Origin of the sequence: Lysinibacillus sp. UBA6686 (assembly GCF_002455205.1) — a bacterium.
Classification (GTDB): Bacteria; Bacillota; Bacilli; order Bacillales_A; family Planococcaceae; genus Lysinibacillus; species Lysinibacillus pakistanensis.
This window is the reverse complement of the sequence record NZ_DKJS01000023.1, coordinates 81,168-96,052: the sequence shown is the minus strand read 5'-3', so window position 1 is coordinate 96,052 and position 14,885 is coordinate 81,168. Positions and strand designations below refer to the sequence as shown.

General features: G+C 35.5%; 17 protein-coding genes. 6 read left to right on the top strand and 11 right to left on the bottom strand.

Translation table 11 applies throughout. The features are described from left to right. The first annotated feature begins 191 nt into the window (after positions 1–191). The 6 genes from B2R82_RS06285 (at position 192) to B2R82_RS06260 (ending at position 6,376) form a co-directional block, all read left to right on the top strand. A complete protein-coding gene (locus B2R82_RS06285) occupies positions 192–1,232 on the top strand; it encodes a phosphate/phosphite/phosphonate ABC transporter substrate-binding protein (protein ID WP_376781222.1) in 1,041 nt (346 codons plus the stop codon). 130 nt (positions 1,233–1,362) lie between these two features. Beyond that, entirely contained in the window at positions 1,363–2,166 is an 804-nt protein-coding gene (gene phnC / locus B2R82_RS06280; protein WP_286924037.1) for a phosphonate ABC transporter ATP-binding protein, read from the top strand. Beyond that, complete coding sequence (gene phnE / locus B2R82_RS06275; RefSeq protein ID WP_286924036.1) at positions 2,123–2,938, top strand: phosphonate ABC transporter, permease protein PhnE; 816 nt, start codon at positions 2,123–2,125, stop codon at positions 2,936–2,938. The genes phnC and phnE (B2R82_RS06275) overlap by 44 nt, the downstream gene beginning before the upstream one ends. A 10-nt stretch (positions 2,939–2,948) precedes the next feature. Then, positions 2,949–3,755 (top strand): phosphonate ABC transporter, permease protein PhnE, encoded by an 807-nt coding sequence (gene phnE, locus B2R82_RS06270; RefSeq protein WP_286924035.1) that lies wholly within the window; start codon positions 2,949–2,951, stop codon positions 3,753–3,755. 169 nt (positions 3,756–3,924) lie between these two features. Next, positions 3,925–4,659: a hypothetical protein gene (locus tag B2R82_RS06265; RefSeq protein ID WP_283871470.1), complete on the top strand. Its 735-nt coding sequence runs from the start codon at positions 3,925–3,927 to the stop codon at positions 4,657–4,659. An 841-nt stretch (positions 4,660–5,500) separates the two neighbouring features. Further along, on the top strand, positions 5,501–6,376 hold the full coding sequence (locus B2R82_RS06260) for a helix-turn-helix domain-containing protein (protein WP_286924034.1): 876 nt from the start codon (positions 5,501–5,503) through the stop codon (positions 6,374–6,376). A 180-nt stretch (positions 6,377–6,556) separates the two neighbouring features. On the opposite strand, the gene B2R82_RS06255 is transcribed toward B2R82_RS06260, so the two are convergent. The 11 genes from B2R82_RS06255 to B2R82_RS06205 form a co-directional block, all read right to left on the bottom strand. After that, a complete protein-coding gene (locus B2R82_RS06255; RefSeq protein ID WP_286924033.1) occupies positions 6,557–6,922 on the bottom strand; it encodes a hypothetical protein in 366 nt (121 codons plus the stop codon). A gap of 63 nt (positions 6,923–6,985) precedes the next feature. Next, entirely contained in the window at positions 6,986–7,645 is a 660-nt protein-coding gene (locus B2R82_RS06250) for a M23 family metallopeptidase (protein WP_286924032.1), read from the bottom strand. 2 nt (positions 7,646–7,647) lie between these two features. Then, positions 7,648–7,926 (bottom strand): phage holin, encoded by a 279-nt coding sequence (locus tag B2R82_RS06245; protein ID WP_286924031.1) that lies wholly within the window; start codon positions 7,924–7,926, stop codon positions 7,648–7,650. A 17-nt stretch (positions 7,927–7,943) separates the two neighbouring features. Continuing rightward, positions 7,944–8,357, bottom strand: a complete 414-nt coding sequence (locus B2R82_RS06240; RefSeq protein WP_054771196.1) for a hypothetical protein — start codon at positions 8,355–8,357, stop codon at positions 7,944–7,946. Positions 8,358–8,842: 485 nt separating this feature from the next. After that, a complete protein-coding gene (locus B2R82_RS06235; protein WP_286924030.1) occupies positions 8,843–9,163 on the bottom strand; it encodes a hypothetical protein in 321 nt (106 codons plus the stop codon). 85 nt (positions 9,164–9,248) lie between these two features. After that, positions 9,249–10,580 (bottom strand): hypothetical protein, encoded by a 1,332-nt coding sequence (locus tag B2R82_RS06230; protein ID WP_286924029.1) that lies wholly within the window; start codon positions 10,578–10,580, stop codon positions 9,249–9,251. After that, complete coding sequence (locus B2R82_RS06225; RefSeq protein WP_286924028.1) at positions 10,555–10,764, bottom strand: hypothetical protein; 210 nt, start codon at positions 10,762–10,764, stop codon at positions 10,555–10,557. Before B2R82_RS06225 ends, B2R82_RS06230 begins: the two co-directional genes overlap by 26 nt. Position 10,765: 1 nt before the next feature. After that, the gene (locus tag B2R82_RS06220; protein WP_286924027.1) at positions 10,766–11,053 is read right to left on the bottom strand and encodes a hypothetical protein; all 288 of its coding nucleotides are present in this window, start codon (positions 11,051–11,053) and stop codon (positions 10,766–10,768) included. Positions 11,054–11,074: 21 nt separating this feature from the next. Continuing rightward, complete coding sequence (locus B2R82_RS06215) at positions 11,075–14,146, bottom strand: hypothetical protein (RefSeq protein ID WP_286924026.1); 3,072 nt, start codon at positions 14,144–14,146, stop codon at positions 11,075–11,077. Between the two features lie 27 nt (positions 14,147–14,173). Continuing rightward, positions 14,174–14,602, bottom strand: coding sequence for a DUF1617 family protein (locus tag B2R82_RS06210; RefSeq protein ID WP_286924025.1), 429 nt, complete (start codon positions 14,600–14,602; stop codon positions 14,174–14,176). A gap of 103 nt (positions 14,603–14,705) precedes the next feature. Beyond that, complete coding sequence (locus tag B2R82_RS06205) at positions 14,706–14,846, bottom strand: hypothetical protein (protein ID WP_286924024.1); 141 nt, start codon at positions 14,844–14,846, stop codon at positions 14,706–14,708. Positions 14,847–14,885: the final 39 nt, after the last annotated feature.

Sequence of the window (14,885 nt, the reverse complement as noted above, 5' to 3'; positions counted from 1 at the left end):
AAGTACAGTATATAAGGTTTTTATGATTCATTTCATGTCTTTACGATATCCAAATATTGATTTACGAAATAGAAACATATATTTACGTGCTATTCATACTAGGAAAATATTTACTGTTTATACTGAGGAAGCATTTCAAACATGAGGAGGACAATAATTTGAAGAAATTACTATTTTTCGGAATAACATTCATGCTTGCCATATTGCTGATGGCATGTGGAAATGAGGTCTCTAAAACATCTGATGACAAAGAAACCGAAGATGTTTCTTCAGATGCAGGTGGGAATGAGTCCATAAAAAAATTAACAATTGGCTTTGTACCTTCGCGAGATCCGGATGAAATTATTACAGCTACGGAACCTTTAAAGGGCTTACTAAAGGACGAGCTAGCAGGATTAGGCTTTGATGTAGGTGAAATTGATATTACTGTAGGAACAAATTTTGAAGCGGTTGGCGAAGCATTGTCCGCGGGGACTACGGATATTGGTTTAATTCCTGGAGGGACATATGTACTTTATGATGATGGCGCTGAAGTAATTTTAACAGCGACACGTGCAGGATTAAGCAATGATGCAGATAATCCTATTGATTGGAATAAAAATGAGCCTACTGTACCAACAACAGCACAAACGACATCTTATCGAGCAATTTTAGTTGCAGGTCCATCGGAGAAAGGAAAGGCTTTAGCAGCGAAAGTAAATAATGGTGAGGAATTAACATTTGAGGACTTAAATAATGTTACCTGGAATGTGATGTCAAGCTCATCCCCGGCAGGTTATATTTATCCAACATTATGGCTACATGAGAAATTTGATAAAACAATTCCTGATTTAGCACAGGTTGTACAGGCTGATTCCTATGGTAATGCTTTTGCACGGTTAGCTGCTGGTCAAACAGATGTCCTAGTAACGTACGCTGATGCACGTCGCGATTATGAAGAAAGCTGGCAAGGAGAATTTAATCGCGACGCTTCTATTTGGGAGGAAACAGATTTAATTGGTGTTATGCCTGCAATCTATAATGACACAATTAGTGTAAGTAAAAACTCAAAAGTCATGAGCGATGACTTAAAGAAGGCTATTCAGCAAGCATTTATTAATATAGGGTATTCGGAAAAAGGGAAGGAAGTAATCGCTATTTACAGCCATGAGGGCTATCAGGCAGCAAAAGACAGTGACTATGACAATGAACGTAAGGCACAGGAGCTAGTTCAAAATCTTGGTTCGAAGTAAATGGCATGAGAAAGGACTAACCATCAAAAACATATACGAAATCTGCGAGGGCGGCTTATCCGTAGAAAGCCTCGCAGATTCTTAATTTTTAAATGCTGATTTAGTTCTTTATCAGAAATGGAGCGTTATTATGATTGAGTTTAAAGAGGTAGAAAAAAGATACCCTAATGGCTTTCTTGCATTGAATCACATTAATCTTGAGATTGAGCAGGGGGAGTTCGTTGCGATTATCGGTTTATCCGGTGCAGGAAAATCAACCCTATTGCGCTGTATTAATAAAATGCATGATATTTCAGGGGGAACTTTGCGGGTAAATACTATAAATGTGGGTCAGTTAAAGGGTAGGGAGGTACGAAATCTTCGTCGAAATATTGGTATGATATTCCAATCCTTTAATTTGGTAACACGTGTATCCGTTTTGAAAAATGTCCTAGTTTCCTTTGTTCCTAATATGCCCTTTTGGCGAAAAATCTTTGGTGTTTTTACAAGAAAAGAGAAGCTCCAGGCATTAATGGCACTGGATCAGGTAGGCATTTTAGAGAAGGCCTATGTACGAGTCGATCAGTTATCAGGTGGTCAGCAACAGCGTGTAGCTTTGGCACGTACACTTGCTCAAAACCCCAAAATTATACTAGCAGACGAGCCAGTCGCATCATTGGACCCTGTAACAGCTAAGCAAGTGATGGAAGATTTTAAACGCATTAATCAAGAATTAGACATGACAATTTTAATGAATATACATCACGTTGATTTGGCATTGGCTTATGCAACACGTGTTATTGGGGTAAGGAATGGGGAAATCGTTTTTGATGGAAAGGTGAATGAAATCAACGAGGAAACGCTTGCATTTATTTATAATGATACGAAAGAGGGGAGAGGTGTCAACCATCATGCAATGCAAGCTACTATTGCCGAAAAAAATAGTATTGCCTAATGGGAAGGAAGTGCTGGAAAAACGCTCCATCATTCCTCTACTATGGCTTATCCTCTTTGTTTTAACATTGCTGTCTATTCGTATCACGGGCTTTAGTCTTGAAGTCTTGAGGGATCGAATTGATCAGTTTTTCGTAATTATCCAGCAGATGGTACCACCTAATTGGGGCTATGTAGCGAAACTATGGCAGCCATTATTCGATACCATTAAGATGTCATTGCTCGGCTCCGTTGCAGGTGCTATATGTGCCTTGCCTATCGCTATGCTTGCTGCAACCAATATTACCAAAAATAAATGGATTGCGATGTTGAGCAAATTTATGCTGAGCTTACTTCGAACATTACCAACATTAATCATTGCGCTGATTGCAACATTTATATTTGGGCTTGGAACAATGGCAGGAACCATTGCCATCTTTTTATTCACCATTGCTTATGTGGGAAAGCTTTTATATGAACAAATTGAAAATGTCGATATGCAGGGATTTGAGGCTATGCAGGCAATGGGATTGCCAACAATTCAGGCATTTCGCTATGCTATTTTACCGCAAATTCTCCCAAATTACATATCGACATCATTATTTTGCTTTGAAGGAAATGTTCGTTATGCATCCATTCTAGGGTATGTCGGTGCTGGTGGAATTGGTTTGCTTCTTAATGAAAGCATCGGGTGGAGAAGCTATGCTAATGTAGGTATGATTTTACTAATGCTTGTTTGTACGGTTTTTATCATTGAATCAACTAGTGAATATTTTCGTAAGAGATTAATGTAGGGGTGAAGCTATGAATGCCATCGAAAAGCAATTACAATTACAACCGAATCGACGGATGTCATACTTTCTAACCCTTTTAATTTTAGCTCTGCTATTTATATGGTCTCTATCGACGTTACATGTTGACTCAATATCTAACAATGGGACAAAAATCGCAAAAAATATAGTAGTGGGACTGCTGCAGCCAGATTGGACATTACTATTTAATGCTACTACAGGTGGGATTCCTTATTTATTAATTGAAACAATGGCCATTGCCTTTCTTGGTACGATTGTAGGAGCATTTCTAGCTATTCCACTAGCCTTCTTATCAGCCTCCAATATTGTACCGAAACCTATCGCATTTGTGGTACGTTTGCTATTAATCGTTATACGTACCATTCCTGCGATTGTTTATGGTCTTATGTTTATTCGAGTTACAGGTCAAGGGCCATTTGCTGGTGTGCTTACGATGTCGTTAACATCCATAGGCATGCTGTCCAAGCTATATGTTGATGTGATAGAGGATTTGGATAAGAGTATATTAGAATCGATGGAGGCTCTCGGCTGTACGCTGATGGAGAAGATTCGTTATGGTATATGGCCACAATTGACGGCGTTATTTTTATCGATTGTCATCTATCGTTTCGATATGAATTTGCGAGATGCAACCGTACTTGGTTTAGTAGGAGCTGGAGGAATAGGTGCACCCCTTATTTTTGCGATGAATGCATATAAATGGTCTGAGGTAGGTGCTATTTTAATAGGATTAATTTTCCTTATTTTAATTGTGGAATATGTGTCAAATCGTGTGAGAACAAAGCTTGTCAAAGGATAAACCAAGCAAGCTCTTAATATTTAAAATCCTGAATAGTATCAACTATTCGGGTTTTTTAGCATTGTTTAAAAGAAGATTTTCAAATATTAAAAGTTTTTTACTTGAAAAATTGCCGTATTCGATTTATTGTCTTTAGAGATACTTGTTAATTGGACTTGGAGGATATGGAATGCACGGAATTTATATACGCTATAATGTCTCAGAAGAAACCCCAGCAGCAAAATGGCCCAAAAAAATGGATGCATTTGCGTATGTTCAACGAGGAAAACCACAACAAGACAATGACAACTTGCTGTCGATGGAAGAGCTAAAGAGCCATGCCATCCGCTATATTAAAAGCTTAAAGGACAATGCAAGTGTACATTTAGTAGAGCAACGCAATGGCGAAATTGAGCACTTTGATCGACGCTATATGGAATCATTAAAGCTTAAGGAAAGCATCGATTCACAGCTAATCAATCTTGAAGAAATCCGTTTATTATTGCAATTGATGAATGTCCTTAATCTATCACATGGTTTCGGCGAAAATGCAGGGAAGCTACTACGTCAAATTACCCCATATGCAAAAGAGGTAGAGCACCCAACATTCCAAACCACTCGTGTCGAGCGACATTTTTACTCAGAATTAATTGAGCAAATTGAAGCGATCTATGCACGAATTATGCGTCAGCACAACCCATCCACGACTGAAATGCAGCAGTCTGAAAAGCTTTGGTCCGCTGTTTGTGAGCAAGCGATTGAAAAGGTGGAGGCACGAATTGAACGTCTGTCCTCTATCAAGCTCAAGCATGAAAAAAATTTGCTAGAGTTTAGTCAATTAAAGCAGCAAAACATCGAGGCAAAGGAACGCCTTGATCTTGCAGTCAATGAACTTGATGTTATTTTAAACGTACTAGAATCTTAAGGGCTTAAAGCGGTTTGAATGGGGATTAGCAATGAGCTAGCCCCACTTTCTGCACAAAAAAAGCATCGCTCCATGAGAGTAGATGCTTTTTTGTGTGGTTGTATGACCAAGACTGTATTCAAGGAAACTTTAATGGGTAGTTTTAACAATATAAAGATAAGAGAAAAAAGCTGTAGCATTGGTAGACGCTACAGCCTAGAATTGATTATGCCCTTTGAAGTGCAGAAATAGTTTATCATGTAGCTTTAATATATGGCAATCAAAAAGAACTTACAGAACAACATAAGGTTAATAATTAGCACATACTCAAGCTGGGTTCCTATACATTAATTCAAGAGCATTTCTTTAAGTAATCTTCATATATGGTAACCTCTGTAAAAGCACCGACTTTATTATTATGGTAAGCTCCGTCTTCAAGAAACTCTTTCCTAATTTTAGGCCTTTACTGCTGTCAGAAGCAATTCTAGGACGTTAAAATTTTTATAGCATTATTCTCCAAAGTAGCCATTCGCTATCGCACTACCAGTATCGGGGTTCACTCATTCTCCTTTGAGGTGCGGAATAACCTTCTATCCGAATCAAAATAACCATCGTCCTCTGAAAAATCAATCTCAAAAGAACTTTTAATGTTAATCCAACCATCCCAAGAAGGGACTCTAAGACTTTTCAAGATAGATCGTCACTATAAATAGACTGAAAGATGGGCTTTTATTTCTTGGTAATCGCCAGTTTTGCAAAGCCATGCCGGTTTATCATCAAAAGTCTTTAAAAACACCGCAAAAAAGATCAAAAATTATTAATAATGATTCATTATGATTATGAATAGAGGAGGTGAAATGCTTTGAAATATGAATGGGTAATTCAAAAAACAATACATTGGATTGAATCTCATTTACATGAGCAAATTTCTGTCAATGATATTGATCATATTACAGGCTTTTCAAAATATCATTTTCATAGAATCTTTCAAAATTCAGTAGGAATGTCTGTCTCAGAATATATTCGAATGCGACGCCTTGCAAACGCGGCAAGTACGCTTCTTTATACAAATGAGAGAATAATTGATATAGCTGTCTATTATCAATTTGAATCACAAGAATCTTTTACACGAGCATTCAAAAAACAATATAAATTACCACCAGGTCGATATAGAAGTGTTATGAAAAATATAAGTGAAAACAAGGAGGAGAAAATAATGGGGGAAAAAGTGAAGGGCTGGATTTTAAGTGGAAGTCATCCTTTTAATTATGAAATAGGAACAGATCGAAGAAATATACATCAAGGGAAAGCATCTGGTTATTTAAAGTCGAAAACTGTACAAGAACCAGGAGAATTTGCAACCATGATGCAGGAATTTAAGGCTGATAAATTCAGGGGGGAAAGGATTATGCTCTCAGGATTTATTCAAACCAAAAATGTCCAACAATTTACAGGTCTATGGATGAGAATAGATAGTGCCTCAGACGAGATTCTTCAATTTGACAATATGAATAATAGACCAATCATTGGTACTAATAATTGGAATCGCTATTCTATAGTTCTAGATGTACCAGAAAACAGCGCAATCATCTCGTTCGGAATTTTATTAATAGGAAAAGGAGAAGTTTGGTTAGATGGCCTTAGTTTTGAGGTAGTTGATAAAAATACGCCGACAACAAATTTTAGTGTTGAAACCATTCTTTTGGATGAACCCACAAATCTATCCTTTGAAGAATAATGAAGTGGTTGTTTATTTGATTTAGAAAAAGCATGTCCACCGAATAAAGTAGATCGGTGACATGCTTAGTGATGGATAGAAACGCCAAAGTGACGGATAGAAAGATTGAAACGATGGATAGAACAGTTCAATTGATGGATAGAATCATCAAAGTGATGGTTAACGCTTCGAATTCTGCTATTATTGCTTTTGTTCCAACTTAGATTGGCGATATATTCGAAGCAAATCCAGCCCTAGTAATAGTACGATGATATAAAATATAGGGCTGTCGAAGGATAGGCCAAATTGAGATTTGCCACCAAGCAATGTTAAAACAATCCATAGTCCTACGGTATACAGCGTTACGCTAACATATGCTTTTTTAGATAGCTTTTTATATTGCCCCTTATCAATTGTGATTTGTACAATGACCAATATGACTAAAATAAGCAGAATTATTTTTTGGCTTAGTACTGCAGCTAATGTAGTATCAGGGAAAAAATCATTGACGAAAAGTAGGGTAAAAAATACAAGAATACAAAAGTTAAAGATAGTAGAAAGCCTCATGCAAAATCTCCTTAGTTGCCAGTATTCCTTTCATTGTATCATGGTTTTACTGGCGGAGAGAAATTATAAGTTGGACTCATGATAACGTTTGAGCATTGATGCAAATTGCTCACGTGTTACGAAATTTTGAGGGTTCGAGCCATCCGTAATACCTTGACATTGCAGCCAATCCCACGCAGCTTTATGCGTTTCAGTGGCTTTACGCGTTGGAATAATAGTTTGTTTTGTTTGCAAAGCGTTTTCCAGTTCTTTTATTTTGTTTAGCAATTCATTGTATTGTGACATTGTTAGCTCTCCTTTAGCTTCATTCGTTAATGTTATGTATTTCATAGGATCAACGGCATTTGGTTGTCCCGTTTGCCATAGACCATTATGTATTTCGAAGTGTAAATGAACACCAAATGCACGTCCTGTATTTCCCATAATTCCGATTTGCTGTCCCTGCTTCACCTTTTGTCCTACCTGAACGCAGGAAGAATCCAAATGAGCATAATTTGTTTCATATGTTTTGCCATGGATTGTATGCCTAATCATCACAACATTTCCATAGCTGCTGAATGCCTGTGCTCGCGTAACAATACCAGCCGCACTAGCAACAATCGGAACCTTTCCTGTTGATGCTAAATCGATGCCTTGATGCCATTCCTTGCCAAAGCCGATATTTCGCCAACCAAATTTACTAGTTAACCGAGCATTCTTCACAGGACTCATAAAATCAACCATTATCATTCATCTCGTTTCGGTTTATTATAGGTTAATGCTCTTGAGGAATCACTTAGGCTAGCCGTGGTCGGATCAAGAATAGCATTATATGTACTAACGGCAATTAACGCTAACACATATGGATTTGAAACTGCATCCATAATTAAAGTCCACACACTTTGCCAAGTAGTTAAATCCGCTCCAGTAATGCCATAATAAGCAAAGAGGGGAGTGATTACGGATAATCCTACCGTCATCCAAAATTGAGGATTGCGAATGCGAACCTTCCAATTAATTTTCATCGGGCATCATTCCTTTCTTATAAGCCAAATAATTTTAAAATAAAAGCACCAATTATAATTGTAGGAAGAAGTATCCACCAATGCAGATATTGTTTAATGATGTCACCAATAGAGATATAATCCTTCTCAGATTCCTCCTTTAGATCTTCCTCAATACTATCCACACGTTTTCCAATTCCTTTAACATCCTCCTGTAATTCAACCTGGGTCATATTTAATTTTGTAAGATTGATATTAATATTATTAAAGGTTTTATCCATTCGATGTAATTGGATTTGCTGATGCTTATTCATCTCCTGCTGCTGTTCGGATACTAATGTTAAACGATATAATAATTCATGATTACCTTCTAATTTTGAAATTCGGTTCTCTTGATTCTTAATTTCAACCTCAGCACTGGCTAATCGTTCACCTAGTTTTTCATTAATCAATTTTTAATCACCGACTTTATCAAAATAGTAAAAGAGTAGGGGAGGGATAGCTCGCACCTACTCTAGTAAAGTATTAATATGTACCTTTTATCGAATGTACTCGCTTGTACCACTGAAATTGTCTACATCCGGTTTTAATTCATCAATTAATTTATCCATATGCTCATGTAGAGTTATTTCGTATAAATTAGCCACATCTTCTACATTTTCATGATATTGATTCTTAGAGAATCATTTTGTGAATGGTAATTCTTTAGGGAAGTACTTGAAAGAATTACCAATGTTCAATAATACTTCTTCACGTTCAGTAGGAGTTGGTAATTCATTAAAAATTTAATGGTTCTGATTGGTTTCCTAACTCAACAAAAATCATATTATCTCCCTTTCTTATTCTGTTGTGAAATAATTTACATTTCTAACTTGATTTACACTATTTTATTGTAAATAACACGGTTCTCTAATTGCATGATTCTCTCCTTTTTATTTTATTTAAATGCTTCCCAATAATAACTTCCTAATAAATTAGGTGCAGTTGGTATAAATCCATTGGGTAGTAACTGTACATTTGTACCTCCGTAATTATGCCATCTATAGTTGTTTGTATCGAAAGCAAAAGTGTCTGCAATATGACTGACCATAGGATTGTATATTATTCTTGCTCCGCCATTGGATGAATAGATGTTTATAACTCTAGGCTCGAATGACAGTCCAGACACACTGAAAATTGTAGAAGAGTCAGACATATATGAAGTTCCATTCCCTTTTGCTCCTCCGATTGTTTGTATAGCATTAATATTATTAGCCATTGTTGCAAATGTAGCATCCGAAGCAGTTTGAACTCCTTTACCATTACTTACAGATTTTAGTTCCTATTTTAAATTAAATACCCCCTTATTCAAACGCAATCCATGTATATGTTCCAGTGTCATCTACCCCTTGCACATAGCTTGCCACATTCATCTCAAACCCCCCATAGGATGAATGTGCAAGAGCACCATATACAGTGTTAAAACTCGTATCTCTAGAGTTATAATATGTGTACATATTGATACTAGTGGAGGCTGGCATAAAAGCATTTCCATCTACATATATAGATTTCCACATTACATTAGTTTCTGGCATTCCCATTCTAGATATTAATATTATAGACGGTTTAAAATCTAATCCAGTGACTACAATTCTGAGATATTGACCGACTCGTTGCAAGGTTCCACTACCTCTAGCGTATTTTTTTCCTGTTTTTATTTGTCCAATATTATTAGCCATCGTTGCAAACTCTGCATCTGCTGATGTGGGCACTCCCTTTTGGGTAATGGCGTTTGCAACTTGAGATTTACCATTACTTACAGATTGCTTTAAATCAACACCATCAACAATTAGACCTTTTATATTTCCATAACCATTAGGGTCTAGTCTCAGACCATTATCCCAATTCCATCCACCTACGCCATTTACCTCACGGGATGGAGCTATATGCAACGCACCATCTGCCGACTTATGAAAAGCATGAGAATGTACATCATCTCTTTCGAAAATAAAAGGGACTTCTGCCGTGAATGTGTTTACACTGCCGATAGTATTGTTCTGGTTCCTCTGTACGAAACTAGATGTTTGAGGTTTCCATGGATAACTATGCCATGATGTACCAAAGTCCTCATGTACTATATATGCATCTTTTAACATATTGAAAGCTTCAAATATACCTAACAATTCAACCTTAACAGTCAATCTGTTCAGTGCGTTTGGTCTTCGAACAATAGGAATGGTGAAAAGATGTTCATTTCGATTAAAGTCAGGGAAATAATATTGAGTAGCTATACCATCATCTGCTTTATATATAATTCTATTGTAGGTGTGTACAGTATTGTCTATTTTAAGATAGGATGTTTCATACTCAAAAGCACCTGAACCGTTTGTTCCCACATAACTTCCAGTTACACTGACTTTAACAGTTCCACTAAAGATAGTTGCTGGAATCACTATTGACGCTTGTTCAATATTACTGTCGGGAGCTTCCCAATTATATATATGGAATACTCTAGATACACTTGTTTGTCCAATATTGGTAATATCGGTGTCATTAAACTTACCTAACTGCCACGAATTATCAACTTTAGAAGTGAGAGCCGAAACTTGACTCTCTACTCCTTCTGCTTTATCTACTTTTACTTTTAATTCATCATTAAGATTATTATAATTAATTTGATTCCCTTGGTATGCCATCAGCATCTAACTCCCATCCATATACTTCTACTAAATGATTAATAATATGTGGACGATAATCTTCGTTTGTTACATCACTAAGCAAATATCTTTCCATTGTACGAGGATTATAGACACCAGTAGCAATACGTCTAGCAACAATTTCAACTATTTCCATATCTACGATTGTTTTCTTCTTTGCCATATTAGATAATACCTCCATCTTCTAATTTTAATAGTCGAATATCTTCTTCTAATTGTTTAATAAGTTTTTGTTCTTCTGTTTCTTCAACAGGAAAATCTTCAAAGATTACTTCTCCACCTTCTACTTTTAAAGCAAACTGTTTAGAGTAATTAATTGAGCCATAAGGTACATCAATGAAATCAAGTTCTACTTCTTGTTCATGTGGCACTACATCACCTTTAGCTTCTCCTGTTTGGTGTAAAATTGTTCCTGTTACTTTGTTATAAATAATGCGATTATCTAATTGCATAAAATTCTTCCTTTCTTTTTATTATTGTTCATGTAGTACTACTTGGAATGTATTACGGTATCCTACTATTATCATTGGATTTTTTATTTTAAACGATAATGTGAATTGACCGTTACCTATGCCATTAACAGTAATTTCAGAAATATACGGAACACTAATATATTGTGCGTTGTCGCCAACGTTTCTAACTTGACCATTGAATATTACTGAACCTAACATATCAGTTGTAGTATTCAAAGGTAGGAAGTTTACTGGCTGAGAAGTTACCGTTGTAGTTTGATTAGGAGGGATATCGTTATAAGATATACTTATTGTTGCTTTTTTACCGCCTGTTGGTATAGCTCTAATATTGTTTGCCATATTGTCAAACGTTTCTACTGGCGAGGTATAAACACCTTTGTCAGAAATGGCACTCGCCACTTTCGTTTTTCCATCACTGACAGATGTAAAAAGCTGTTGTATAGAAGGTGACCAAGCAGACCATCCTGTATCTGGATGATAATGTCTAACTTTCATATCAGCATTCCCTAAATAACTTCTAGCAAACTGAGAACGTGCATTAGTTGCACTATTACCACCATAAAACACTTGCTCGATATACCAAAAACTATTTTCTCCCGCATTTTGGGCATTAGCATGATTAGTTATAAATGTCGTATCTAAGAAAGTATTAGGGTCAGGGTAAGTAGTACCGTTTGACTTATCAAAAGCTATTGAATCTGATTTTCTATCCCATCTATAAATAGCGTCATAAGTTGGTATTTGGCTTGCTTGTGGTGTCCACGGATATCCTAATCCAGTAGGTGAGCCTGTGTCAGATGTACTAGTAAAACTATCTTTTAGAGCATTAAATAAATTGCTATTGTATGTAGAGCTACTATAAGTACCGTCTACTGTTAGAGTAATTTCTAAAGGATTGTTTGCATCAGGTGCTCTATATAACTGAATAGCAATGTCACCTGTAGTATTATCAATATATGGTTTACCTACCTTAAAATCTCGCATCATTGCACTACTTGCTGTTACTATAGTAAAATCATTCAATTTAGTTTCAGGAATAAAGCTACCGATATTATAGACTACTTCTGTACTTCCCCACGACCCAGACATTCCCCACATAACAGAATAGGTTGCTTTAATAACACCTGAGAAAGCACCTCTAAATGGAATAATAATATCTAACAATTCAACATTCCCTGTGTTTTTCCAATCAGATTGATTTATGGTAAATGTCCTAGTAGCTCTTTTACTGCCTAAGTTGGTAATGTCAGTATCATTATAAACACCTTTTTGCCACTTTTTATCTAGCTCTTTTTTAATAACAACGCCTTGAGAAGCCGCTAGAGCCTTAGTAGCATCATCTGTAGTTAAGTTGTCTACTAATTCAATCTTACCTCCAGCATTGTTGATAGCATCTTGTACGTCTTGACCTAATTTTGATAGAGGAATAGAACCATCAATAATGTTATTACCATCAAATTCTACTTTCATATTAGGCATGTTACGGAATACAACTAATACAACATTATTCTCTTCAATTTCAGTATGTGGATTATCAGGAATAGAGAGACGGTTATTAGTAAGTGTATAAGATACCTGCTCAAGGAAAACTGTATTATGGAATACCATTACTGAGTCAGTCACTTGATTGTATATTCCTATTGGTAATTCCCATATTGTTTGACTTACACTGTCAGTAACTAATGGATAAGAATTAACACTTACATTTCCACCGCCACCAGTACCTGATCCACCTCCACCTTCAATCCATCCGGAATCATGGATTAATGAACTTGTATGATCGTACGTATAAGTACGCATATAGGAAATAGCAGTAGTGGGGTTAATTACGTTGAATATCTTAACAACATTTTCGTTATCAGGATTTTCATAAACTAGTAAAGTAGCTGCATGGTCTGCTTCTGTAGGAAGAAAATCAAGGGCGTCATTTTTAACCCAAAACATACCATTATAATCAGCATCAATATAATCTTGTTCTGAAATAACGATTACCTTATCACCGATACCTTTATCAGTGAAATATTCTTTTATTGCTGTGTCTTTATCATCAATCTGTTGTTGTGTATAAGTTCCAATTTCATCTACTGTTAGCTCTACATTACCTGCACCATCAGGACTTTTACCATTAACAGTTGAGACAGCACCAGTACCATCTACACCACGTAATGCTAATAGAATCCAGTTTGCATTCGTTTCTGATGGAATAGAATTAAGGTTGTTATCTCCCTTAGATTGCCATGTACTACCGTTATAAGTTACAACGTTATTTTTAGAATAAGTAGTAGTGCTATTCCATACAGTAGCCTGACCCCAACCTTTTATAGATTCTGCTGCTTGATTAGCTTCATTAGTAGCTTTCTTAGTATCTGTAATAGCTTCCTCAGCTTCATTAATTTTGTTATCAAACTCTTTCTGACGATTTTGTTCATTTTTAATTCTGATAGCTTCATTGGATTCACGTATACTTTCAGCATTTTTTCTATCTAATTCATTTTGTTGTCGAGCACTCTCATTAGAATTTCTAGTATTTTCTGAAGTGATCCGATTTTGTTCATTTGTATTTCTTATTTGTTCTGCATTATTTGCCTCAATCAGTACGTTGTTTAATTTGTCTTTTAAATTATTTGCTTCAGATAGGGTACTTTTCACTTCTTCATTAAGTAATTGAACCTCGGCGATCAAATCTTGAAGAATACCGATATAGCTTAGGTCTTTATCTTTTAGGTGGTCAAATATGAAAATAGAGAATGGTTGAATTGATACCATTGAAGTACCAGAATATATAGAAAGAATGGTTGTTAGCTTTCCGGCTTCATTCATTTCTACACCAACGAAATTATAAACAATCATTTGAGTGTTAACGTCTATGTATGGTTCACCAACAATTGTTTGACCTGAAGGCAATTTAAATGTAATTTCAGCCCTCGTAAAAGCAGCTAAATCGAACTTTTTGCCATCATCAAATAGTTTAAATTTTAATGTTGCTGAATCTCCTTGCTTAAAGGTAGGAACAACACTCGTCATTCTTCTTTTGATATCTACGTTTAATGTATATTCATTTTTAAATGACATCAATAAGCTCCTTTATTTATGTATTTTTTAATCTTGTGATTCGTAAAATTGAATTACATATTCAAATTGTTCACAAACTGAATCATATGTTTCTGCTAATTCTCCTGAAACGATCATCAATTCTTCATCTAGGAATAGGTTAGCTACAGTGAGTAACATTTCTTTGTTTGCTTCATTTAAATCAATATGTAATTCTTCATTTAATAAAATACTCATTTCATTTAAATACTCTTCTGTTACTTTAAAATTACCTTTGTCATCAATAATAATTTCGTTATTTTCATCTTTAATGGCATATTGATTTCTTAACTCATTTTCTTCAATTTGCACAGTATTGTTGTAATGATCATGTAACAAGCGATTAAATCTTGAACGCAATCTAGATGTTTTACCTTTAAGCTCTAAATCAAAAAGCATTTTATATGTATTTGAAATATCTTTATTTTTAATTTGCATTTCCTAATTCTCCTTTAAAAATAAAATAAAAAAGAGTTACTCAATTAAGAGCAACTCATCCACTATAATTTTGTAATTGATTTAAAATTTTGCGCTTCTCTTTCTAGATAATTCTATATTTTACATCAGTTTCAAGTTTAGTTCCTGACTTTTCAACTTCTTCATTAGAAAGGAATACTGGAATTTCTTGACCGCCAATTTTAGTAAAGATGTGAACACCTTTATATAATCCAATATACTTCACAGAAATTTGTGCACCTTATTCTACTTGAGTTTGTTTAAC

Bases quoted from the DNA above. Each gene is read 5' to 3' on its own strand.
- B2R82_RS06285 (WP_376781222.1), top strand. From the start codon at position 192: ATGCTTGCCATATTGCTGATGGCATGTGGAAATGAGGTCTCTAAAACA.
- phnC (WP_286924037.1), top strand. From the start codon at position 1,363: ATGATTGAGTTTAAAGAGGTAGAAAAAAGATACCCTAATGGCTTTCTT.
- phnE (WP_286924036.1), top strand. From the start codon at position 2,123: ATGCAATGCAAGCTACTATTGCCGAAAAAAATAGTATTGCCTAATGGG.
- phnE (WP_286924035.1), top strand. From the start codon at position 2,949: ATGAATGCCATCGAAAAGCAATTACAATTACAACCGAATCGACGGATG.
- B2R82_RS06265 (WP_283871470.1), top strand. From the start codon at position 3,925: ATGCACGGAATTTATATACGCTATAATGTCTCAGAAGAAACCCCAGCA.
- B2R82_RS06255 (WP_286924033.1), bottom strand. From the start codon at position 6,922: ATGAGGCTTTCTACTATCTTTAACTTTTGTATTCTTGTATTTTTTACC.
- B2R82_RS06250 (WP_286924032.1), bottom strand. From the start codon at position 7,645: ATGGTTGATTTTATGAGTCCTGTGAAGAATGCTCGGTTAACTAGTAAA.
- B2R82_RS06245 (WP_286924031.1), bottom strand. From the start codon at position 7,926: ATGAAAATTAATTGGAAGGTTCGCATTCGCAATCCTCAATTTTGGATG.
- B2R82_RS06235 (WP_286924030.1), bottom strand. From the start codon at position 9,163: ATGGCTAATAATATTAATGCTATACAAACAATCGGAGGAGCAAAAGGG.
- B2R82_RS06230 (WP_286924029.1), bottom strand. From the start codon at position 10,580: ATGGCATACCAAGGGAATCAAATTAATTATAATAATCTTAATGATGAA.
- B2R82_RS06225 (WP_286924028.1), bottom strand. From the start codon at position 10,764: ATGGCAAAGAAGAAAACAATCGTAGATATGGAAATAGTTGAAATTGTT.
- B2R82_RS06220 (WP_286924027.1), bottom strand. From the start codon at position 11,053: ATGCAATTAGATAATCGCATTATTTATAACAAAGTAACAGGAACAATT.
- B2R82_RS06215 (WP_286924026.1), bottom strand. From the start codon at position 14,146: ATGTCATTTAAAAATGAATATACATTAAACGTAGATATCAAAAGAAGA.
- B2R82_RS06210 (WP_286924025.1), bottom strand. From the start codon at position 14,602: ATGCAAATTAAAAATAAAGATATTTCAAATACATATAAAATGCTTTTT.